This is a genomic window from Pantoea anthophila, from assembly GCF_026104315.1.
GTDB lineage: Bacteria > Pseudomonadota > Gammaproteobacteria > Enterobacterales > Enterobacteriaceae > Pantoea > Pantoea anthophila.
In genome coordinates this window covers 2,075,124-2,096,272 of the sequence record NZ_CP110473.1, presented here as the reverse complement: position 1 = coordinate 2,096,272, position 21,149 = coordinate 2,075,124, and the positions used below count along the sequence as shown (strand labels likewise).

General features: G+C 56.9%; 17 protein-coding genes. 10 read left to right on the top strand and 7 right to left on the bottom strand.

Annotated elements, in window-relative coordinates; genetic code table 11:
* Positions 1 to 15: 15 nt before the first annotated feature.
* The 3 genes from OJ965_RS12250 to OJ965_RS12240 all read right to left on the bottom strand — a co-directional run bounded on the left by OJ965_RS12250 (position 16) and on the right by OJ965_RS12240 (position 4,859).
* The gene (locus OJ965_RS12250) at positions 16 to 279 is read right to left on the bottom strand and encodes a GNAT family N-acetyltransferase (RefSeq protein WP_338117908.1); all 264 of its coding nucleotides are present in this window, start codon (positions 277 to 279) and stop codon (positions 16 to 18) included.
* A 1,174-nt stretch (positions 280 to 1,453) separates the two neighbouring features.
* A complete protein-coding gene (gene araA, locus OJ965_RS12245) occupies positions 1,454 to 2,953 on the bottom strand; it encodes an L-arabinose isomerase (protein WP_265135983.1) in 1,500 nt (499 codons plus the stop codon).
* 202 nt (positions 2,954 to 3,155) lie between these two features.
* Positions 3,156 to 4,859 (bottom strand): ribulokinase, encoded by a 1,704-nt coding sequence (locus OJ965_RS12240; protein ID WP_265135981.1) that lies wholly within the window; start codon positions 4,857 to 4,859, stop codon positions 3,156 to 3,158.
* A 365-nt stretch (positions 4,860 to 5,224) separates the two neighbouring features.
* Between OJ965_RS12240 and OJ965_RS12235 the strand changes: the two genes are divergently transcribed.
* The 5 genes from OJ965_RS12235 to OJ965_RS12215 all read left to right on the top strand — a co-directional run bounded on the left by OJ965_RS12235 (position 5,225) and on the right by OJ965_RS12215 (position 10,944).
* The gene (locus OJ965_RS12235; RefSeq protein ID WP_009090326.1) at positions 5,225 to 6,208 is read left to right on the top strand and encodes an arabinose ABC transporter substrate-binding protein; all 984 of its coding nucleotides are present in this window, start codon (positions 5,225 to 5,227) and stop codon (positions 6,206 to 6,208) included.
* Positions 6,209 to 6,307: 99 nt separating this feature from the next.
* Positions 6,308 to 7,828 carry an L-arabinose ABC transporter ATP-binding protein AraG gene (araG, locus tag OJ965_RS12230; RefSeq protein ID WP_058958391.1) on the top strand — a complete coding sequence of 507 codons (1,521 nt, stop codon included), beginning with the start codon at positions 6,308 to 6,310 and terminating at the stop codon, positions 7,826 to 7,828.
* 12 nt (positions 7,829 to 7,840) lie between these two features.
* Entirely contained in the window at positions 7,841 to 8,824 is a 984-nt protein-coding gene (gene araH / locus OJ965_RS12225) for an L-arabinose ABC transporter permease AraH (protein ID WP_009090322.1), read from the top strand.
* Positions 8,825 to 8,900: 76 nt separating this feature from the next.
* The gene (araC, locus tag OJ965_RS12220; protein ID WP_265135976.1) at positions 8,901 to 9,818 is read left to right on the top strand and encodes an arabinose operon transcriptional regulator AraC; all 918 of its coding nucleotides are present in this window, start codon (positions 8,901 to 8,903) and stop codon (positions 9,816 to 9,818) included.
* Positions 9,819 to 9,897: 79 nt separating this feature from the next.
* Positions 9,898 to 10,944 carry an oxidoreductase gene (locus tag OJ965_RS12215; RefSeq protein WP_009090319.1) on the top strand — a complete coding sequence of 349 codons (1,047 nt, stop codon included), beginning with the start codon at positions 9,898 to 9,900 and terminating at the stop codon, positions 10,942 to 10,944.
* Positions 10,945 to 11,014: 70 nt separating this feature from the next.
* On the opposite strand, the gene add is transcribed toward OJ965_RS12215, so the two are convergent.
* The 3 genes from add to manA form a co-directional block, all read right to left on the bottom strand.
* On the bottom strand, positions 11,015 to 12,010 hold the full coding sequence (add, locus tag OJ965_RS12210) for an adenosine deaminase (protein ID WP_265135972.1): 996 nt from the start codon (positions 12,008 to 12,010) through the stop codon (positions 11,015 to 11,017).
* 189 nt (positions 12,011 to 12,199) lie between these two features.
* On the bottom strand, positions 12,200 to 13,699 hold the full coding sequence (locus OJ965_RS12205) for a YdgA family protein (RefSeq protein WP_046101779.1): 1,500 nt from the start codon (positions 13,697 to 13,699) through the stop codon (positions 12,200 to 12,202).
* Between the two features lie 131 nt (positions 13,700 to 13,830).
* Positions 13,831 to 15,006: a mannose-6-phosphate isomerase gene (gene manA, locus OJ965_RS12200; RefSeq protein ID WP_265135969.1), complete on the bottom strand. Its 1,176-nt coding sequence runs from the start codon at positions 15,004 to 15,006 to the stop codon at positions 13,831 to 13,833.
* A gap of 197 nt (positions 15,007 to 15,203) precedes the next feature.
* Here manA and fumC point away from each other — a divergent pair, with 197 nt between their 5' ends.
* The gene (gene fumC, locus OJ965_RS12195; RefSeq protein WP_009090312.1) at positions 15,204 to 16,601 is read left to right on the top strand and encodes a class II fumarate hydratase; all 1,398 of its coding nucleotides are present in this window, start codon (positions 15,204 to 15,206) and stop codon (positions 16,599 to 16,601) included.
* 39 nt (positions 16,602 to 16,640) lie between these two features.
* Here fumC and tus read toward each other — a convergent pair whose 3' ends face one another.
* The gene (gene tus / locus OJ965_RS12190; protein ID WP_058958386.1) at positions 16,641 to 17,570 is read right to left on the bottom strand and encodes a DNA replication terminus site-binding protein; all 930 of its coding nucleotides are present in this window, start codon (positions 17,568 to 17,570) and stop codon (positions 16,641 to 16,643) included.
* Between the two features lie 199 nt (positions 17,571 to 17,769).
* On the opposite strand from tus, the gene OJ965_RS12185 reads away from it, so the two are divergent.
* The 4 genes from OJ965_RS12185 to OJ965_RS12170 all read left to right on the top strand — a co-directional run bounded on the left by OJ965_RS12185 (position 17,770) and on the right by OJ965_RS12170 (position 21,039).
* Complete coding sequence (locus OJ965_RS12185; RefSeq protein ID WP_265135964.1) at positions 17,770 to 18,954, top strand: MFS transporter; 1,185 nt, start codon at positions 17,770 to 17,772, stop codon at positions 18,952 to 18,954.
* 207 nt (positions 18,955 to 19,161) lie between these two features.
* Positions 19,162 to 19,656, top strand: coding sequence for an RrF2 family transcriptional regulator (locus OJ965_RS12180; RefSeq protein ID WP_046101782.1), 495 nt, complete (start codon positions 19,162 to 19,164; stop codon positions 19,654 to 19,656).
* A 256-nt stretch (positions 19,657 to 19,912) separates the two neighbouring features.
* Positions 19,913 to 20,731 carry an RNase A-like domain-containing protein gene (locus tag OJ965_RS12175; protein WP_111208459.1) on the top strand — a complete coding sequence of 273 codons (819 nt, stop codon included), beginning with the start codon at positions 19,913 to 19,915 and terminating at the stop codon, positions 20,729 to 20,731.
* Between the two features lie 8 nt (positions 20,732 to 20,739).
* A complete protein-coding gene (locus OJ965_RS12170; protein WP_111208458.1) occupies positions 20,740 to 21,039 on the top strand; it encodes a contact-dependent growth inhibition system immunity protein in 300 nt (99 codons plus the stop codon).
* The last annotated feature ends 110 nt before the right edge of the window (positions 21,040 to 21,149 follow it).

The window sequence follows — 21,149 nt, the reverse complement described above, 5'->3', positions numbered from 1 at the left end:
CACAGGAGCCGCCCGTTACTGCGCAAGTTTAAGCACCATCACGGTCACCTCTTCTCCGGCTATGTGCCGCTGCTCCACCGCCTGCCATCCTGAACGCTGATAGTACGCCTGCTGATCGGGGGTATAGAGCCAGAGTTCACCGATCTGCTGTTGTCTGGCGCGTGCAATCACCCGCTGAATCAGCGCCTTTGCCACGCCCTGGCCGCGGAATTTTTTGTCTGTCACAACCTTACCCAGCCAGTATTCCCTTGCCGCAATGTCATCCAGTTCATAACGAATAACGCTACAGAATGCGGCCCTGGTATTTAGCTTTTAAAGACAAGCTCAAATACCACATAAAGGAGGGAATGATGGGCAGTGGAGTAAAGCGTCCGCCGCATGGATGCGGCGGCCGAGCCTACAGGGAGGTATTTACGGCGACTTTACGGAGCGCCCATTATTTCCGACTGAAAAGCACGGGATTGTGCGTTTGTTGCACAAAAAAGGTGTCGCTGTTGGTAACAGGTGAAAGGTCAGGAAAGGTATGCCTGATCGCAAAGGGTTCCCGCATCCATGCGGATCGGCCGCGCCATCCCTGGCGCGGACGCTTTGCTCTTCAGGCATACCATTCCTTCCCGGTCGGGCTTAATCATTGCTGTAATAAAATCGATCGGAATGTGAGGCAGGAGGAACGGGTCGGAGGCGGATCTGACTCGGTGTTTTATTCACAGTTGTTGATGCACTGAGTGCCTGAACATTCGCTCAGGCGCTACAAAAAGGGGGGGGGCGGGCAGTGAAGTAAAGCGTCCGCCGCATGGATGCGGCGGCCGAGCCTACAGGGAGGTATTTACGGCGACTTTACGGAACGCCCGTCATTCCCGACTGAAAAGCACGGGCTTGTGTGCTAATTGCACAAAAAAGGCGTCGCTGTTGGTAGCAGGTGAAAGGTCAGGAAAGGTATGCCTGATCGCAAAGGGTTCCCGCATCCATGCGAATCGGCCGCGCTATCCCTGGCGCGGACGCTTTGCTCTTCAGGCATACCATTCCTTCCCGGTCGGGCTTGATCATTGCTGTACAAAATTCGTGCGGAATTGCGTTGCGTGAGGGGATGACGAGTAGTGAACTTAAGTATCCAACATATGAGGTTTGGCTTACTCGCCAGATGACCCTGGCTTTTAAATAATTCGCTCAGGAACTGAAAAAAGGAGGGGATGGCGGGTAGTGGAGTAAAGCGTCCGCCGCATGGACAAAAACGCCCGGAGCGTTTTTGAACAATGCGAAGCGTTGGCCCGCTTGCGGGCGAGCCTCAGGGATGAGGCGAGTCGTCCGGCGGCCGAGCCTACAGGGATGTATTTACGGCGACTTTACGGAACGCCCGCCATTCCCGACTGAATAGCACTGGTTTTTGACATACGGCGACTTCCGGCCCCTGCATCTCTCTTTTAAAGAGATGCAAAGCGTCAGGAATCACTCATTAACGTTTTAACCGGTAGTACGCCTCGTTCCAGCGCAGCGCGTCTTTAAACGCAGGCAGGCGGGTGTGCTCATCAATCACCAGCACCTCGATATCGTTCATCTCGCCGTACAGATACATGTCGTCGAGCGTCAGCGCCTGGCTGAACACCGTATGGTGTGCGCCACCCCCGAGAATCCACGCTTCGGATGCGGTCGCCAGTGACGGCTGCGCTTTCCAGAGTGCACGGGCAACCGGCAATTTCGGCAGTGGTTTCGGCTGTTCAATCGCATCGACCACATTCACCAGCAGACGGAAACGGTCGCCCATATCGATCACGCTGGCATTAATCGCACGACCGGCCGGGGTGGAGAAGATCATCCTCGCCGGGTCGGCTTTATTACCAATGCCCAGGAACTGCACATCGATCAGCGGTTTCTCTTCAATGGCGATCGACGGACAGACCTCCAGCATATGCGAGCCGAGCACCAGGTCGTTGCCGGGTGAGAAGTGATAGGTGTAATCCTCCATAAATGAGGTGCCACCTTTGCGATCGCCAGCCAGTACCTTGAAAATACGCAGCAGCGCAGCGGTCTTCCAGTCGCCTTCACCCGCAAAACCATACCCCTGACCCATCAAACGCTGCACCGCCAGACCCGGTAACTGGGTCATGCCATGCAGGGTCTGGAAGTTGGTGGTAAAGGCGTGGCAGCCTTCCGCTTCAAGGAACTGCTTCAGACCCAGCTCGATACGAGCCGCATCCAGCACGTTCTGCCGCTTTTCACCACCGGCGGCGGCGACATCGGAAAAGCGGTAGAGGCTTTCATACTCGTCGATCAGCGCATTCACATCGCCATCGCTGACGCCATTGATCACCTCAACCAGATCGCCCACGCCCCAGCCATTCACCGAATAGCCGAACTGAATCTGTGCGGCGACCTTATCGCCTTCGGTCACGGCCACTTCACGCATGTTGTCGCCAAAACGCGCCACTTTCAGCTGCTGACTGGTCTGTTTCGCCAGGGCCGCACGCATCCAGTTGCCCAGACGCTGCTGGCTGGCGCTATCCTGCCAGTGTCCGGTCACCACGCTGTGCTGCAGACCCATGCGGGCACCGATAAAACCGAACTCACGACCGCCGTGCGCCGTCTGGTTCAGGTTCATAAAATCCATGTCCATGCTGTCCCACGGGATCTCCGCATTGAACTGGGTGTGAAATTGCAGCAGAGGCTTATTCAGCACGCTCAGGCCGCCAATCCACATTTTGGCCGGAGAGAACGTGTGCAGCCAGGTAATGATGCCGGCGCACTGCTGGTCATAGTTAGCGTCGCGACACAGGGACAGCGCTTCATCCGGTGATTTCACCAGCGGCTTAAGCTCAAGGCGCAGCGGTAACCCGGACTGATTCAGGCCCTCGACGACCTGACGCGCATGCTGTTCAACCTGGCGTAACGTTTCCGGCCCGTAGAGGTGCTGCGTGCCGATGACAAACCACACGCTGTAGCTGTTTGACTGTTCCATAAAACCACTCCTTTACTTTGCGCCTACCTAATAGGCTAATTTATTTGTCAGTCTGAACCCGGGCAGTGCTCACACAGGCTGCTTTAGCAACCTGAACGCCCTGAAGTGCGGCCCTGAAGGGGCGAGCAGAGCGAGTAATCCTCACGTACTCCGTGTACCCCTGCTTGTTCCGCGCTGTCCGGGTACAGACTGCCTGCAACAATTACGCCTGCTGGTCCAGGCTCGTAGCGGAAGCGGGGCGGGCGGCGTACTGCGGTTCAGCCGTTACGCACCATTGTTGATAGCGTTGATAGAGTTGTTGATAGCGGGCGACACGCGCCGGATCGGGTTGCAGCGTGACGGCGATCGGGCTGGCCATCACCTGCTGCGCCTCGGCAACGCTGGCGTGAACTCCGGCAGCGACGGCGGCGAAAATGGCCGCACCCAGCGCACAGCACTCATCAGAGGCGACAATATCCAGTGGCCGGTTCATCACGTCACAGCAGGCCTGCATAATCGCCGGAGATTTCCGCGCGATGCCGCCCAGCGTCAGAATGCTCTCGACGGGGATCTGCTGCTGCTCGAAGCACTCCATAATGGCGCGCGCACCAAATGCCGTCGCCGCGACCAGACCGCCAAACAGCGCCGGGGCATCGGTACCCAGATTCAGATCGGTAATCACCCCTTTCAGGCGCTGATTGGCATTCGGCGTGCGGCGACCGTTGAACCAGTCCAGCACCACCGGCAGATGGTCGAGCTGCGGATTAGCAGCCCAGGCATCGGTCAGATCTTTAATCAGACTCTTTTGCATCTCCGCCAGCTGAGGTTTCAGCTCAGGGTGACGCTCAGCCGCCTGTTGCAGCGGCCAGCCCAGTAACCGGCTGAACCAGGCGTAGATATCACCAAAGGCGGACTGACCCGCCTCCAGCCCAATCGCTCCCGGTATCACGCTGCCATCCACCTGACCACAGATGCCTTTAATATCGCGATCGCCGACCTTTTCGCTGTCAGCGATCAGGATGTCGCAGGTTGATGTGCCGATCACTTTCACCAGGGTGTAAGGTCTGGCACCGCCTCCGACCGCGCCCATATGGCAGTCAAACGCGCCACCGGAGAGCGTGACGGTCTGCGTCAGCCCCAGACGCTGCGCCCATTCCGGGCTGAGCGTGCCGACCGGCAGATCGGCGGTCCAGGTCTCAGTGAAGAGAGGCGAGTCCAGCTGTTGCGTTAACAGCGGGTCCAGCGCGTTAAGGAAATCAACATCCGGCAGGCCGTTCCAGTCGCCATGCCACAGGGCTTTATGCCCGGCTGCACAGCGGCCACGGCGCAGCCTGTCGGGCGCGGTCGTGCCGCTTAACAGGGCAGGCACCCAGTCGCACAGCTCCACCCAGGAGACCGCCGCGTCACGCACCGCCGCATCTTCCCGCGACACGTGCAGAATCTTTGCCCAGAACCATTCAGAGGAGTAGATGCCGCCGATATAGCGGCTGTAATCCGTGAAACGGCCGCTGTGACAGAGCTGATTGATCTCTTCCGCTTCTTCTATTGCAGTGTGATCTTTCCACAGCACAAACATCGCGTTGGGGTTGTCAGCGAACTCCGGGCGCAGCGCCAGTACATTGCCGTCGCGATCGATGGGCGCCGGGGTCGAACCGGTGCTGTCGACGCCAATGCCGACGACGGCGTTGCGCTGATCTTCGCTCAGGGCGTTCAGTACGCCGAGCAGCGCCTGCTCCATGGCGTCGATGTAATCCTGTGGATGGTGACGAAAACGATTGGTGTGCGGATCGCTGTACAGACCCTGCTGCCAGCGCGGGTAGCTGCACACCGCACTCTGCAGCTCGCTGCCGCTGTGACAATCGACGGCCAGCGCACGCACCGAATCACTACCAAAGTCCAGCCCAAGGGTGATGGCTCCAGCACGCATCGGAATCTCCTGTAGTTAGTTAACTCCTGTATCCTGGGTTCGGCGCGCCGGAACAGTTAGTCATGGCTGGCTGACAATATGCACTTTCCTGCCATCGGCAGTGATTTTGTGATCCATTGCAAAAGTTAAGCTCCGGTTAAATTTGCTGAATATATGGATCATTTTGTCGTGATTTTAAGATGTGATACCGCTCTACATTTTTCTCCGCCAATACCGCTAAAACTAGCCCAGCGTCTGGACAGGCTGACAACACATAGCAACCTAACGCACTGATTTATGGCTGTACCCTCAAAACAAGACCAACTGGTAGCGCTTACACCGATTCGTTATGAGCAGCGAAAAATAACCTGGTACCGGAGAGCATCATGCATAAATTCACTAAAGCATTCGCGGCCATCGGCCTGGCAGCGGTTATGTCACAATCCGCTATCGCCGAGACCATGAAGCTGGGTTTTTTAGTCAAGCAACCAGAAGAACCCTGGTTCCAGACGGAGTGGAAATTTGCCGATAAAGCCGGCAAAGATCTCGGCTTCGACGTCATCAAAATTGCCGTCCCGGATGGTGAAAAAACCCTGAATGCTATCGACAGCCTTGCCGCAAACGGCGCGAAAGGCTTCGTTATCTGTACGCCCGATCCCAAGCTGGGCTCCGCCATCATGGCGAAAGCGCGGGGCTACGGCCTGAAAGTCATTGCCGTGGACGATCAGTTTGTGACCGCCAAAGGCAAACCGATGGATACCGTGCCGCTGGTGATGATGGCCGCCACCAAAATCGGCGAGCGTCAGGGGCAGGAGCTTTATAAAGAGATGCAGAAGCGCGGCTGGGATGTGAAAACCACCGGCGTGATGGCGATTACCGCCAACGAACTGGATACCGCACGCCGTCGTACCGGTGGATCGATGGACGCCATCAAAGCTGCGGGCTTCCCGGCCGCTCAGATCTATCAGGTTCCGACCAAATCCAACGACATCCCTGGCGCCTTTGACGCCGGTAACTCCCTGCTGGTGCAGCATCCTGAGGTCAAACACTGGCTGATTGTTGGCATGAACGACAACACCGTGCTGGGCGGCGTGCGCGCGACGGAAGGTCAGGGCTTTAAAGCGGCTGACGTCATCGGCATCGGTATTAACGGCGTGGATGCGGTCAGTGAACTGTCGAAAGACAAAGCGACCGGCTTCTACGGCTCGCTGCTGCCAAGCCCGGATATCCATGGTTATAAGAGCAGCCAGATGCTCTACAACTGGGTGAGCAAAGGCGAAGAGCCAGCGAAATTCACTGAGGTCACCGATGTGGTGCTGATCACCCGTGACAACTTCAAAACTGAACTGGCGAAAAAAGGACTGATGTAACCCTGAGCCTGCCAGGCGTTTCGCCGCCTGGCATCCTGCATAGCCTGCTTCACGTCGCCCGCCCGCACAGGCCGGCGACGTGCAAGAGTGAGGATAAACATGAACACTGATTCAGCTTTTCTGTCGTTTCATGGCATCAGTAAAACCTTTCCTGGCGTGAAAGCGCTGCAGGATATCTCCTTCGACTGCCGGGGCGGTGAAGTCCATGCGCTGATGGGCGAGAACGGCGCAGGCAAATCGACGCTGTTAAAAATACTCAGCGGCAGTTATCAGCCGAGCGGCGGTGAGATTCGGATCAAAGGCCAGCCGATGAACTTTCAGCGCACTACCGATGCGCTGGATGCGGGCGTGGCCATTATTTACCAGGAGCTCCATCTGGTGCCGGAAATGAGCGTGGCGGAGAACATCTATCTCGGTCAGATCCCGCACAAACATGGGCTGGTCAACCGCCGGCTGATGCGTTATGAAGCCGGCCTGCAACTGAAAAACCTCGGCATGGATATCGACCCCGATATGCCGCTGAAATATCTGTCGCTGGGACAGTGGCAGATGGTGGAGATTGCCAAAGCGCTGGCGCGCAACGCGCGCATTATCGCCTTTGATGAGCCGACCAGTTCACTGTCGGCGCGTGAAATCGACAACCTGTTCCGCGTCATCCGCCAGCTCCGCCAGGAGGGCAGGGTGGTGCTCTATGTATCGCATCGCATGGAGGAAATTTTTGCCCTCAGCGACGCCATCACCGTCTTCAAAGATGGCCGGTATGTGCGCACCTTTACGGATATGGCCAATACCCATCACGACGATCTGGTGCAGGCGATGGTGGGCCGTAACCTTGGCGATATCTATGGCTATGCGCCACGGCCTGTGGGGGCGGTGCGGCTGGAGCTGGATCGGGTCGAAGCGAAGGGCGTGCGGACACCGATTTCACTGAAAGTCCATGCCGGGGAAATTGTCGGGCTGTTTGGTCTGGTCGGCGCGGGACGCAGCGAACTGCTGAAAGGCTTGTTTGGCGGCACCCGTCTGCGCGGGGGTCAGGTGATCCTGGATGGCAAACCGCTGCCGCTGCGCGAGCCGATCGACGCCATCCGGGCGGGGATCATGCTCTGTCCGGAGGATCGCAAAGCCGAAGGCATCATTCCGGTGCACTCGGTGCGTGACAATATCAACATCAGCGCCCGTCGCCACAACCTGACCGCCGGATGCCTGATTAAAAATGGCTGGGAAAGTAAAAACGCCGACAGCCATATCCGCTCACTCAACATTAAAACGCCCAGCGCCGATCAGCTGATCATGAACCTTTCCGGCGGCAACCAGCAGAAGGCGATCCTGGGGCGCTGGCTCTCCGAGGAGATGAAAGTGATCCTGCTCGATGAGCCGACGCGCGGTATCGATGTCGGCGCCAAGCATGAAATCTACAACCTGATTTATCAGCTGGCGAACCGGGGCATTGCGGTGCTGTTCGCCTCCAGTGACCTGCCGGAGGTGATGGGCCTGGCCGACCGGATTGTGGTGATGCGCGAAGGTGCTATCGCCGGTGAACTGCTGCACGACGACGCCACGGAGCAGCAGACGCTGAGCCTGGCCATGCCCAAAACCACTCAAGCGGCCGCCGTGGCCTGACAGGAGATCATCATGGCTTCATCCACGACCTCAAATACGCCGCAGCCTGCATCACGCGGCGGCCTGCAGTTAGGTCGCATCTGGGACAACTTCGGCATGCTGGTGGTATTTGCACTGCTGTTTATTGTCTGTGCGATCTTTGTGCCGAACTTCGGCTCGTTTATCAATATGAAAGGCCTGGGCCTGGCGATGTCGATGTCGGGCATGGTCGCCTGCGGCATGCTCTTCTGCCTGGCTTCCGGCGATTTTGATCTCTCGGTCGCCTCGGTGATCGCCTGCGCAGGTGTGGTTACCGCGGTGGTGATCAACATGACCGAAAGCCTGTGGATTGGCGTTGCCGCCGGTCTGGTGCTCGGCATGATCACCGGCTTTATCAACGGCTTTGTGATTGCCCGTCTTAAAATCAATGCGCTGATCACCACGCTGGCCACCATGCAGATCGTGCGCGGTCTGGCCTACATCTTCTCTGACGGCAAGGCGGTCGGCATTGAAGATGAGCGCTTCTTTGAACTGGGCTTTGCGAACTGGTTTGGCGTGCCGGCCCCGATCTGGCTGACCCTGGCCACGATGCTGATCTTCGGCTTCCTGCTCAACAAAACCACCTTTGGCCGCAACACCCTGGCGATCGGTGGCAATGAAGAGGCGGCGCGGCTGGCGGGTGTGCCGGTGGTGCGGACCCGCATCATTATCTTTGTTCTCTCCGGCCTGGTGTCGGCGGCGGCGGGCATCATCCTGGCGTCGCGTATGACCAGCGGCCAGCCCATGACCTCCATCGGCTATGAGCTGGTGGTGATCTCCGCCTGTGTTCTGGGTGGCGTATCGCTGAAGGGCGGCATCGGTAAAATCTCCTACGTGGTGGCAGGCGTCCTGATCCTGGGCACCGTTGAGAATGCGATGAATTTACTGAATATCTCGCCATTCTCACAGTATGTGGTGCGCGGTCTGATACTGTTAGCTGCGGTGATATTCGACCGTTACAAACAGAAAAAAGCCTGATTGCGCGAGCCGTTGGCCCGCAGACGCTGACGTCTCTGCGGGTTATCTGAACAATAACAGACTGAGTGAGGACGCTATGTATCACCGCGAATTACCGGCCGGGCAGCAAAACCCCCTGTTGCCCGGCTATTCATTCAATGCCTGGCTGGTGGCAGGGCTGACGCCCATCACCGCAGAAGGACCGCTCGACTTCTTTATCGATCGTCCGCACGGCATGAAAGGTTACATTCTGAATCTCACCATTAAAGGAAAAGGGCGGGTGTTTGATGGCGAGCGGGCCTTTGACTGCGAGCCCGGCGAAATGCTGCTGTTTCAGCCTAAGACCGCCCACTATTATGGCCGCGCACCGGACAGCCCGCAGTGGTTCCATCGCTGGGTTTACTTCCGTCCACGCGCCTACTGGCACGACTGGCTGCGCTGGCAGGATGAGCAGGAGGGCGTCGGCCGCCTGCTGCTGCCGGAATCGCTGCGCGGTGAGTTCGACCGCCTGTTTGCCAGTATCGAACAGACACATAACTCCGGCCGCCGCTTTGCTGAAGAGCTGGCGATGAACCTGCTGGAACGGCTGCTGCTGCGTGCGGTAGAAGAAGATCCGCGCAGCCATCAGTTAATCCGCGATCCGCGCGTCATTGAAGCCTGCCAGTATGTCACCAATCATCTCGCCAGCGAGGTCAGGATAGATGAGGTGGCGCGCCACGTCTGTCTGTCACCGTCGCGGCTGGCGCACCTGTTCCGCGAGCAGATGGGCGTTAACCTGCTGCGCTGGCGTGAAGATCAGCGGGTCATCCGTGCAAAACTGCTGCTGCAGACCACCCAGGAGCCAATCGCTTCGGTTGGCCGCGAAGTGGGCTACGACGACCAGCTTTACTTTTCCCGGGTATTCCGCAAGCGGGTCGGCGTCAGTCCCAGCGATTTCCGCCGTCGCAATCAGGATGCACACGACAGTCTGGCCGCTCAGACCGCCTGGCCGCTGGCCCGAAGTGCTATCTCTTAGTTTTTTCGGGGAATTCCGCCTTGTTCTCACCTGGTTAATGGTCTTAAATCAATCAGGTTAGCGACAACGAGGAACCAAAATGAGCGATAAATTACGTGTTGGTCTGATCGGCTACGGCTTTGCCAGTAAAACGTTTCACGCCCCGCTGATCGCGGGAACGCCGGACGTTGAGCTGGCCGCCATCTCCAGTAGCGACGCCAGCAAAGTCCACGCCGACTGGCCCGCCGTTCAGGTCGTGTCCGATCCTCAGGCACTGCTGGACGACCCGACCCTGCAGTTAATTGTGATTCCTACCCCGAACGACACGCATTTTCCACTGGCGAAAGCGGCGCTGAATGCCGGTAAGCATGTCGTCGTCGATAAGCCCTTTACCGTGACGTTGTCACAGGCGCGCGAGCTGGATGCGCTGGCGAAAGCCAAAGGGCTGCTGCTCTCCGTGTTCCACAACCGCCGCTGGGACAGCGACTTTCTTACGCTGAAATCCCTGCTGGAGGCAGGCACGCTGGGCGAGGTGCGCTACTTCGAGTCGCACTTTGACCGCTTCCGTCTGGAAGTGCGCAACCGCTGGCGCGAAATGAAAGGCGCAGGCAGCGGCATCTGGTATGACCTGGGGCCTCACCTGCTGGATCAGGCGCTGCAGCTGTTTGGTCCGCCGGTCGCCATCAACGTTGACCTGGCGGAGATGCGTCCGGGCGCGCAGACCACAGACTATTTCCACGCCACGCTGACCTATCCGCAGCGTCGGGTGGTGTTACACGCCAGCATGCTGGTGGCAGCGGAATCCGCCCGCTATACCGTTCACGGCACGCAAGGCAGTTACATCAAATATGGTCTGGACCCGCAGGAAGATCGTCTGAAGTCGGGGAACTTCCCGCCACAGGAGGATTGGGGCTACGACATGCGCGATGGCACTCTGACGCTGGTCGAGGGCGATGCTCTGACGGAAACCACCCAGCTGACTCAGCCGGGAAATTATCCGGCCTATTATGCGGGCATCCGGGATGCGATTGCCGGACGCGGAAACAATCCGGTCACGGCGGAAGAGGCGATTCAGGTGATGGAGTTGATCGAACTGGGGCTGCAATCCGCCGAGAAGCGCCAGACGATGTCGCTGAAGCGCGTCTGATCCGCAGCTTGTGACGCAGCACTGAAAACGGGCCGGATTTCCGGCCCGTTTTTTATGGCTTACAGGCAGATTACTGCACGCGGGCGCGGATAGCCGCTTTCTCTGCTTCGCTGAGGAACGCAATCGTCAGACCGTTTTCCTGCGCCTTACGGATCTGTGCGGCGCTCAGTCCCGCTGCCGGGGCGGCATGATGATACTCGTGGGCGAGCTCGATCCCCTGAACCGCCGGGTCATCGGTGTTGATGGTCGCCAGAATGCCATGCTCCAGGAACGTCTTCAGCGGATGCTGTGCCAGTGACGACACGGTGCTGGTCTGAATGTTGGAGGTCAGGCAGGATTCAATGCCGATATGATGCTCCGCGAGGAAATCCATCAGCGCGCGATCTTCAATGGCTTTCACGCCGTGGCCGATACGCTCCGCGCCCAGCTCCCGAATCGCCTGCCAGATGCTCTCCGGGCCGGCCGCTTCACCGGCATGCACCGTGACGCGGAAACCGGCGTCGCGCGCCTGATTAAAGTGGCTCAGAAACTCACTGCCCGGAAAGCCCAGCTCATCACCCGCCAGATCGACCGCCGTGATGTGATCGCGATGGGCCAGCAGACCGTCCAGTTCACTCAGGCAGGCCTCCTCGCCAAAGGTGCGGCTCATGATGCCAATCAGGCGCACATCAACATCATGCTGCTGACGGCCTGCACGCACGCCGTCGATCACCGCTTCAACCACGCCGGCAATCGGCAGATTGTGGGTCATCGCCATATAACCTGGCGAGAAGCGCAGTTCCGCATAATGAATGCCTGCACGGGCCGCATCTTCCACATTCTCCTGCGCAATCCGGCGGCAGGCATCCAGGTCCCCCAGCACTTTCACGCCCCAGTCGAGCTTTTGCAGAAAGCTCACCAGATCGGGTTCATTCTCGCCAACCTGCACATGCGGGCGCAGGGTCTCCAGCGTTGAGGCGGGCAGGGCAAGGTTAAACTGGCGGCCTAAATCGAGAATGGTTTGTGCACGAATGTTGCCATCAAGGTGGCGATGAATGTCAGTCAGAGGAATTTTAGAATCGATCATGGCGCACTCGCTGAGTTGTCGGTGAAGTGCAGAGCATTATAAAAATATCTTGCGCAACCACGCCAGTTATTTGCGCAACAGCGGCACCGGATGCTGCTTAATTACGCACTACCGGCGTTAAACAGGGGGGCCGCGGCCTTCAGGCATAAAAAAGGCGACCCGAAGGTCGCCTCAGAGGGGCTCAGAAAATTACTGTGGCATCCCTTCGCTGGTTGGCATGCCCAGCATATAGCGGGAGAGGAACTGTTCCAGCGTCATCTTATCGCCGTTCATGTTCACCTGGCCGTTAGCGTACTGCAGGCTGGTCACGATATTGTTATCCTGCTGCTGCGTAAGACGGAACATCTGCCCCATGGCTGCCAGACCTTTCACCTGCTGATCGGCCAGCTTCTGCGCGTCATCCGCCTGATAACCTTCGGCCAGACCCACTTTATGCATGGTTTCAGTCGCCATTGGCATATTGATGGTCAGCTTGCTGTCCAGGGTTTTCAGCACCCGATCCACCATCGCGCTGAGACTCTGCGCTTCGCCGGTCACGGTCGACGGATCGTTGAAATTCGCCGTCAGGTTAAAGGTGCTCTCGCCTTTATCATTTTTCCAGCTCAGTGGCGCGATGCTGACAGAGGGCGAGCCCTTCAGCAGCAGGGGCAGATTGCTCATCAGAATCTGATGGACGCCCGCCTGATAACGCATCGGGTCCTCGGTAATCCCCGGCTGATTCAGCAACGTCTGCATCTGCGCATTGTAACGATCGGAGAAGGCCTTCACCGCCTGCGCATCAAACTGTGACAGCTTCATCTTCAGCGCCGCCTGACCAAAGTCCTGCTTCTGGAGCTGCACGCTTTCCACTTTATAATCGATATTGCCGCCAATCTTGCCGTTGCTGTTATCGAAAGAGGAGCTGCCTTTCATCCTGTGAAGTGTCAGAGCGTCCTGACCGTTGATGCTGGCATTGACCTTCTCAATATCCACCGCCTGGTCACCAATCCGTACGCCTTCCGGGCTGAGATGCGTATTCCCGCTCAGTTTCAGTCCATTGACGGTAAACAGAACCGGCTGGCCCATCTCATTTTTAGTGGTCAGTGCCAGGCTATCGACGTCACTGTCCAGCGAGACTTTATCGCCCTTGTTGTCCGCGCTGACATTGAAGGTTCCGCCATTGGTCGCCAGACGCTCACCGGTTTGTGCATTCTGATAATCCACGGGCAGTATGCGCAGCGCCGTATCGGTAGCACCGCTGTAGCCAATGCGGGTGTCTGCATTAATCAGCGACTTATTGCCGGTCAGCTCAAACAGCTTCTTCACCGCATCGGTGTTAGCCAGTTCGGTATGCACCGACGCCATGCTCGGGATCAGATTGAAGTGCTTAAGCTGAGCGAACGGGAAGGGGCCATGGTCGATGGTTTCATTCAGGATAACGCTCTGACCCGGCTTCAGCAGGGGATTATCTTCCGTCTGTGAGTCAGCCTGCACCACCAGGTTTACTTTACTGCTGAACACGCCGCGCTGGTAATCCTGATAGCTGATCTTCAGTCGGCTGTTTGGGGCATAAGCATTCAGCTGAGCATTGGCATTCTGTACCAGCTCATCCCTGTGACTTTCGATTTGCTTGCCGGTGAACCATGCCGCGCCTGTCCAGATCACGCCCAGTGCGATGATGACACCTACGGCAACATTGGTCTTTTTCATTGCTGATTCGTCCTTATCCTTGAGTCCGCTTATGCCGCAGGTTAACCCCGACGACCGAAGAAAAACGCCCGCAGGCGTTTAGCGCTAATAGATTGAAATAATAGCAGTTAACCGCGATGCCGTCAGCCGCTTCACCCTAACTCGTTAAATACCCGTGCCAGCCGGCCCGTTCCGGCGACCGTAACCGGCGATTCGCTGGCCGCAATAAAGCATGATTCGCCCGGCTTCAGGGTCAGCTGCTGTGCCTGGCTGGCGATCACGGCCTGACCTTCAATACAGAACAGCACCGCGGCGCTCTGCTGCGCCAGCGGCTGCGGTTCTGTACTCAGGGTATGAATGGCAAAGGCAAAATCTTCCACCGGGATTGGGAAGCGCAGCGCGTTACCCTGCTTCACCGGCTGGGTCAGTAGCGAGCTGGCAGGCTTCTCCTCAAATTTCAGGTTCGCCATCAGCTCAGCAATATCGATATATTTCGGGGTCAACCCGGCGCGTAATACGTTATCCGAGTTCGCCATCACCTCCAGCGCCACGCCGTTAAGATAGGCATGCGGAGTTTCGGCATAGAGGAACATCGCTTCGCCCGGCTGCAGGGTAATCACATTCAGCAGCAGCGGGGAAAACAGTCCGCTGTCGTCCGGGTATTCCCCCGCGATAACGCGGATGGTCTGCCAGGGCTCACCCTGTTGAGCGTCAAGTGCGGATTTCAGCACGCCCAGCGCCAGCGATTTGGCGTCCCCCTCCAGAGAGAGCAGCGTCCGGAAGAGGGTGGCCAGCGTCTCCCTGTCGGGATGCTGCAGGAAGTGGGCAATCTGCGGATGTGCGCCCGCCACCGGCTCCAGCAGGGAAACCATCTCCGTCATTGGACGAAAACCGTTCATCGCCTGAAACGGGGTCAGCGCAAAGACCAGCTCCGGCTTATGGTTAGCATCTTTGTAATTGCGCTCGGCGGCCGTCAGTGGAATACCCGCCGTATTCTCACGGGCGAAGCCCGCTTCCGCGGCGTGTTTGCTGGGATGAACCTGAATGGAGAGCGGCTGGTCGGCGCACAGCACCTTGAACAGGAAGGGTAACTCACCAAAACGCTGTGCCACCGCCTCGCCCAGCATGGCGTCAGGCGCAGCATCAATCACGTCGCGCAGCGAACGTTCGCGGCCCTGATCCATGACGGCAGAGGGGCTTTTAGGGTGTGCACCCATCCAGAGTTCCGCCATCGGCAGACCTTCAGGATTCGCGATACCGTAGAGCGCCGTCAGCGCCGTTTTACTGCCCCACGCGTAATTCTGCAGCGAGTTGTTCATTTTTTGCATCGTTTAACCCTTTCTCACGCGAAATGATTGCCGGTATTAAAGCAGAAACCGCCGGTAAAAATACATATCCAGCGCAAAAGGACGCTAAGCTCTGATAATGTTAAATTATTGTGTATTACTATCCTGAACGCCCTGGTGCCAGACACAAAGCGCGGCCGGGCGGTCATTTTTAAAACCAAAGCTAAGGAGACGTATTCATGGCAGCCAACCGCATTGAGAAAGATTCAATGGGTCCCATCGACGTACCGGCAGACAAACTGTGGGGCGCGCAGACGCAGCGCTCGCTGGAACACTTTCGCATTTCAACAGAAAAGATGCCGACGGCACTGGTTCATGCTCTGGCGCTGACCAAGCGCGCCGCGGCAAGCGTTAACCGGGATCTGGGGCTGCTGCCTGCTGATCGCGCAGACGCGATTGTCAGCGCGGCAGATGAGGTGCTGGCTGACAAACATGGTGATGAGTTCCCGCTGGCAATCTGGCAGACCGGGTCCGGCACCCAGACCAATATGAACATGAATGAAGTGCTGGCGAACCGCGCCAGTGAGATCCTCGGCGGGGAGCGGGGGATGTCGCGCCTGGTCCATCCCAATGATGATGTGAACAAGAGCCAGAGCTCCAACGACGTTTTCCCGACCGCCATGCACGTTGCCGCCGTGATCGCCCTGCGTGAACAGCTGATCCCGCAGATCCACGTGCTGAAAGCTACCCTGAGCCAGAAGTCCGATGCCTTCAAAGATATCGTTAAGATTGGCCGTACCCATCTGCAGGATGCCACGCCGCTGACCCTGGGGCAGGAGATCTCGGGCTGGGTAGCGATGCTGGAGCACAACCTGAAGCATATCGAGCAGAGCATTCCGCACGTGGCAGAACTGGCGCTGGGCGGAACCGCCGTCGGCACTGGCCTCAACACGCACCCGGAATATGCGGTGCGCGTGGCGAAGGCGCTGGCCGAACTGACGCAGCAGCCGTTTGTTACGGCCCCTAACAAGTTTGAGGCACTGGCCACCTGTGATGCGCTGGTGCATGCGCACGGCGCGCTGAAAGGTCTGGCCGCGTCCCTGATGAAAATCGCCAACGACGTTCGCTGGCTCTCATCCGGCCCGCGCTGCGGCATCGGTGAAATCGCTATTCCGGAAAATGAACCTGGCAGCTCAATTATGCCGGGCAAAGTGAACCCGACGCAGTGCGAAGCGATGACCATGCTCTGCTGTCAGGTGATGGGGAATGACGTCGCGATCAACATGGGCGGCGCATCCGGTAACTTCGAGCTGAACGTTTTCCGTCCGATGGTTATCCATAACTTCCTGCAGTCGATTCGCCTGCTGGCGGATGGCATGGACAGCTTCAACCATCACTGTGCGATCGGCATTGAACCGGTGCGCGAGCGAATCGATCAGCTGCTCAACGAGTCACTGATGCTGGTGACCGCGCTCAATACCCATATCGGGTATGACAAAGCGGCCGAAATTGCCAAAAAGGCGCATAAAGAGGGGCTGACCCTGAAAGGCTCAGCGCTGAAGCTCGGCTATCTCACCGAAGAGGAGTTTGACGCCTGGGTGCGGCCGGAAGAGATGGTTGGCAGCATGAAGTCGTAACGTGATGCGCGATGAGGCCGGTTCGTTCCGGCCTCTCTGTTAAACCGGGCAGTCAACCCAGAGGTGCAGCCGGGGGATCAGCAGATTGAGCGGCTCAGCGGCCGGTTTATGACGATAGGTAATGTTATCGGCGTCATAGTTGAGCAACTCGCCCAGTACCGGAACCTGACTGCGATCGCGGCAGATCACCAGAATCGGTGACGGGCAGGCCAGCTGAGTCTGCTTTTTCTCCTCTGCGCGCCAGACGCGCGCCACGGGCTGGACTTTAACCGGACGCTTGATCTTCAGGCGGGCTGAAGCGGGCAGGGCGCGCACGCTGGCCAGCTCCTCCTGCACTTTCTCCGCCCACTGTTCGCGCGACCACGGGGCCTGCGCGCGTCCCGCCTTCAGGCTTTTTTCCAGCTGGGCAATGACCTCTTCGCGCTTAAGATTTTTGATGATGTGTTTGTTGGCCCAGCCAAACCGCAGACTGTCCGGGGCGCTGAGCAGGGTGATGGTGCGATAGGCATTCAGGGTAATCAGCCCGCGCAGATGCTGGTGAACGAACTCGAATCGCGCCTCACTCGGCAGGCCGGACTCCACCGTAATCAGCTGCTCCAGCCGGGCTTTCAGCTGGTTAATGAGATCGACCAGCGCGCCAATCTCCGCTTCCCGTTCTGCATCGCATTCAATGCAGAGGGCACCGGGCAGACGCACGGCGGCCTTGGTACTCAGTTGCTCTGACTGATGCTGCATAAAGAGGCGGCAGTAGTGGTCGAGCGCCATCTTCCGCGCGCTGTCGCCCAGATGCTGCTCAACGGCAATGCGGGTTATCGCGTCATGCTCGCGACCTTTCACCACCGGCGGCAGGCTGAAAACGCGGGCGATCAGCAGCGGCTGCGCTTCGAGCTGCTCCCGCAGTTCACCCAGCGCCTGCTCCAGGTCGTTAACACATTGATGCATATCAGCCACTAAGTCGTAGCGCGTCATGATGGGCCTCCATAGTTACAACGTCCACAATGTGGCAGAAGCCAGCGGCAGTTGCAAGTGTTTATAGTTACAACATAATTTAAATCTGCTATACAAAAACGTGCGAACTGCCGGTCATCAGGTCAGAAGTGCGTGATGCATGCAGGCTGCCTGCGGAACATGCTATAAAACGGTTTGCCTGCTAACGAAGAGAGTCGATGTGAATCAGAACATTAAACCGGGCATCGCCGCCATTTTTACCCTGGGCTGTGTGCAGATACTTTCCTGGGGAGGATCGTTCTACCTGATGGCGGTGATGGCGAATCCCATCGCGGCTGAGACGGGCTGGTCCCAGCAGTGGATTTATGGTGCGCTGTCACTCGGGATTCTGGTGTCGGGGCTGCTGTCACCGCTGGCAGGCAGAATAATAGCCCGTACCGGTGGCCGTCTCCTGCTGGCACTCAGTGGGCTGGTGATGGCGGTGGGGCTGGTCATCATGGCGCTCAGCCACGCGTTGCCACTGTTTCTGTTTGCCTGGGTCATTATCGGCGTGGGTATGGCGATGGGCCTGTATGATGCACTGTTTGCCACGCTGGGCACCTGCTATGGCGGTCAGGCTCGGGCTGCCATTACCGGCATCACGCTGATTTCCGGTTTCTGCACCACGCTGGCCTGGCCGGGAACGGCTCTGCTTATCCACGGTTTTGGCTGGCGTGACGCCTCGCTGATCGTTGCTGCGCTGATGGTGGCATGCGTGCTGCCTGCTTATCTGTTTGCCTTGCCTGCCGGTCATCTCACCCGGTCATTAAAAAAGCGTCCGGCGCAGCCAGCTACGGCAGAGATCGCGCCAGCGCTGTTCTGGCTGCTCTGCGCCATTTTTACTCTGGCTTCAGTGATCATGACCGCCGTTTCCGTGCAGCTTATTACGCTGTTGCAGGCGAGTGGTCACACGCTGGCTTCGGCGCTGGCGATCAGCGCCGTGATCGGCCCGTGTCAGGTGGGCTCCCGTATTGTCGATGTCGCTTTTAAACGCAGCCATCCTATCCGTACCGCCTTTTTTTCTGTCGGGCTGGTGGCGCTGGGCCTGCTGTTGCTGGCATTAATGCCGCAGATGGCGCTGCTGAGTATGGTGCTTTATGGCGCAGGAAATGGCTTACGTGCCATCGTGCGTGGAACTTTACCGCTGGCGATGGTCAAACCAGAGTCTTACGCCATCGTGATGGGTAAAATGGCGCGCCCGGCATTGATGGGGCAGGCACTGACGCCGCTGATTGGTGGATATGTCTTTGAAAGTATGGGCGCTACGGCGACGCTGTGGTTGCTTTGCGGCCTGGCAATCTTTAACGTGGTACTGGTGATAGCACTGAAGCAGCAATTACCGGCGGCATCGACCCGTTCTGCGTGAAGGCGTCCGGCTTCAGATTCCGCCGGAACAGGGCAGTGAACAGGCTAAGCAGCTTGTGCTATCGGGCCTCTGCCTTTGGTGAATACGTGCCTTGTGACTGCCGGTTTGCTTCAAAAAAGCAACAGTGTTTGTTATATTTATTACTCATTGATTGTTCATTTATGCGGCAATAAAACAAGAAGATGCACCGCAACTCAGGATAAATAAATGCTTGATTACCGCTTCCCGACAGCTTTGCAAATGGTTCTGAGCGTAGCGATGGCGGAGCAAATGGGAAAACGCTCTACCAGCGCGATTCTGGCCTACGGGCTGGAAGCGAATCCCAGTTTCATACGAAAATTGATGGTCCCGCTGACCCGTGATGGCATTATCGTCTCCACGCTGGGCCGTACCGGCTCGATTCATCTGGGCCGTCCGGCTGCGGAGATTACCCTCAAGGATATCTATGTCTCCGTCATTGAGGATAAAAAAATCTGGGCTGCGCGTCCCGACGTCGCTCCGCGCTGTCTGGTCAGTGCTAACCTCTGCTGGTACTTTAAATCGATAGCCGATGAAGCCGAGCAGGCGTCACTGGATGTGCTGGCAAAACGCACCGTCGCCGATGCGCTGAATGAGTTGAAAAAGCGCGATACCAGTAACTGCACCGCCGTACCGGAACCTGAACCCGAAGAGATTGACGATCTCTGCAAAAAAAGCCGCTGATGAGCGGCTTTTTTTATGCCAGTAAATAGTGATGCCTGCCTCAAAAATACTTAAAGCTGATAGCTCTCTGCCTGACACCGTTCTTCACGATCAATAATTTAAGGTTATGAAAATTATAAAATATTATTTTTACCCGTCATCCGAAATCATTTATGAAAAGTTTCATGTCAATATGTTTTCTGACTTTGGTTGGATCTGAAACCTGAAAGATCGATACAATCTGGCTGTGTATCTAATGGTCAAATGAGGTTTCATTATGGATGATGGCATAAAAATCATGATGTCCCCGGTTCAGCTCACCGCTGTTATTTCGGATAAAACGGTAACTGAAGGAGAAACGCTCAGTAACCGATTGTATGGTGGGCTGAATCTTGCATTAGGAACGCTGGAATTAACCGGAGCAACCGCGCTGTGTATCGCGCCAGATCCATCTGGATTGACAAAAGCGGCATGTGTTGTTGTTGGTGCACACAGCCTTGATAGTATTAATGCGGCTGCTAATCAGATACTGACTGGCAGAAATACGCGTACAGCAACTTTCCAGGTTGCATCAGCGACGGCTCAAAAGCTTGGCGCTGATGATAAGACTGCAATGAATATAGGTTTAACTGTAGATATTTCTGTACCTATGGCGTTTGCGTTTGCTGCCGGCGCAGCACGCGTCGCCTCTGTCCGATTCGGTAAGTTAAAGCTGGCGGAGCATGAAGCCGTCAGAGGTATTAAGGCTGGCGGACATACTATCGCTAAGCATGTAAACATTCCTGAAGCAGATTTACTCGCACGTCTTGCACGAAGTCCAAAGACACCTCTTGCGAGCTCGTTTGTTAATATAGAGCAAGCAGAACGATTCATCAGCGCTGGCTTGAAAGCGAACCGCTGGAAGATCATGTATTGGGCTGCAGCCAAAAGCGAAAGCATAATGGAATTAACCTGGCAGGCCCGGACCGTAGTCGGTTATGGTTTCAGGCAGAGTAGTACAACCCGTCTGGAAGCTTATGCTGTCAGGATTGTTTTGCACCGTAAAATGTTTAACGGCAAACCCTATTATCTTCTGACTGCATATCCGTCCTTTTGAGGCTATCAATGAATACAAGCTATAAAAATATTGGAACCCTCATTCGGGTGTTTTTTGGTCAGGATTATGATTTGTTTGGGGAAACGGTCGAAGAAGTGCTGGACAGTTATTTAGAAACTGAGAACCCAAAAACAGCGGAAAAAGTATGTCTGGAGGCAGAGTATTTGCTGTCGCTGAATGAACAATCACTTACTGAGACGTTTGAATCCATCAGCCAGGGAGAGTTCAATCCTGAACCCTGGGGAGAAACCGAACGAAGCTTCCTGGAAAAGATAAAAAATTATCTGAGTGCAAGACTTCAACGTTAAAGGTAAACGGCGTTTCATGACGTTAACCGGAGCTTTTGCCTGGTATCAGGGCAGCGTTGATTCGTGTGGCAGTGCTGCACTGGTCTGTGAATGACGGACAAAAAAAGGGG

Bases quoted from the DNA above. Each gene is read 5' to 3' on its own strand.
- add (WP_265135972.1), bottom strand. From the start codon at position 12,010: ATGATCGATTCTAAAATTCCTCTGACTGACATTCATCGCCACCTTGAT.
- araC (WP_265135976.1), top strand. From the start codon at position 8,901: ATGTATCACCGCGAATTACCGGCCGGGCAGCAAAACCCCCTGTTGCCC.
- OJ965_RS12180 (WP_046101782.1), top strand. From the start codon at position 19,162: ATGCTTGATTACCGCTTCCCGACAGCTTTGCAAATGGTTCTGAGCGTA.
- araA (WP_265135983.1), bottom strand. From the start codon at position 2,953: ATGGAACAGTCAAACAGCTACAGCGTGTGGTTTGTCATCGGCACGCAG.
- OJ965_RS12235 (WP_009090326.1), top strand. From the start codon at position 5,225: ATGCATAAATTCACTAAAGCATTCGCGGCCATCGGCCTGGCAGCGGTT.
- fumC (WP_009090312.1), top strand. From the start codon at position 15,204: ATGGCAGCCAACCGCATTGAGAAAGATTCAATGGGTCCCATCGACGTA.
- OJ965_RS12175 (WP_111208459.1), top strand. From the start codon at position 19,913: ATGGATGATGGCATAAAAATCATGATGTCCCCGGTTCAGCTCACCGCT.
- araG (WP_058958391.1), top strand. From the start codon at position 6,308: ATGAACACTGATTCAGCTTTTCTGTCGTTTCATGGCATCAGTAAAACC.
- araH (WP_009090322.1), top strand. From the start codon at position 7,841: ATGGCTTCATCCACGACCTCAAATACGCCGCAGCCTGCATCACGCGGC.
- OJ965_RS12170 (WP_111208458.1), top strand. From the start codon at position 20,740: ATGAATACAAGCTATAAAAATATTGGAACCCTCATTCGGGTGTTTTTT.
- OJ965_RS12215 (WP_009090319.1), top strand. From the start codon at position 9,898: ATGAGCGATAAATTACGTGTTGGTCTGATCGGCTACGGCTTTGCCAGT.
- OJ965_RS12240 (WP_265135981.1), bottom strand. From the start codon at position 4,859: ATGCGTGCTGGAGCCATCACCCTTGGGCTGGACTTTGGTAGTGATTCG.
- tus (WP_058958386.1), bottom strand. From the start codon at position 17,570: ATGACGCGCTACGACTTAGTGGCTGATATGCATCAATGTGTTAACGAC.
- OJ965_RS12205 (WP_046101779.1), bottom strand. From the start codon at position 13,699: ATGAAAAAGACCAATGTTGCCGTAGGTGTCATCATCGCACTGGGCGTG.
- manA (WP_265135969.1), bottom strand. From the start codon at position 15,006: ATGCAAAAAATGAACAACTCGCTGCAGAATTACGCGTGGGGCAGTAAA.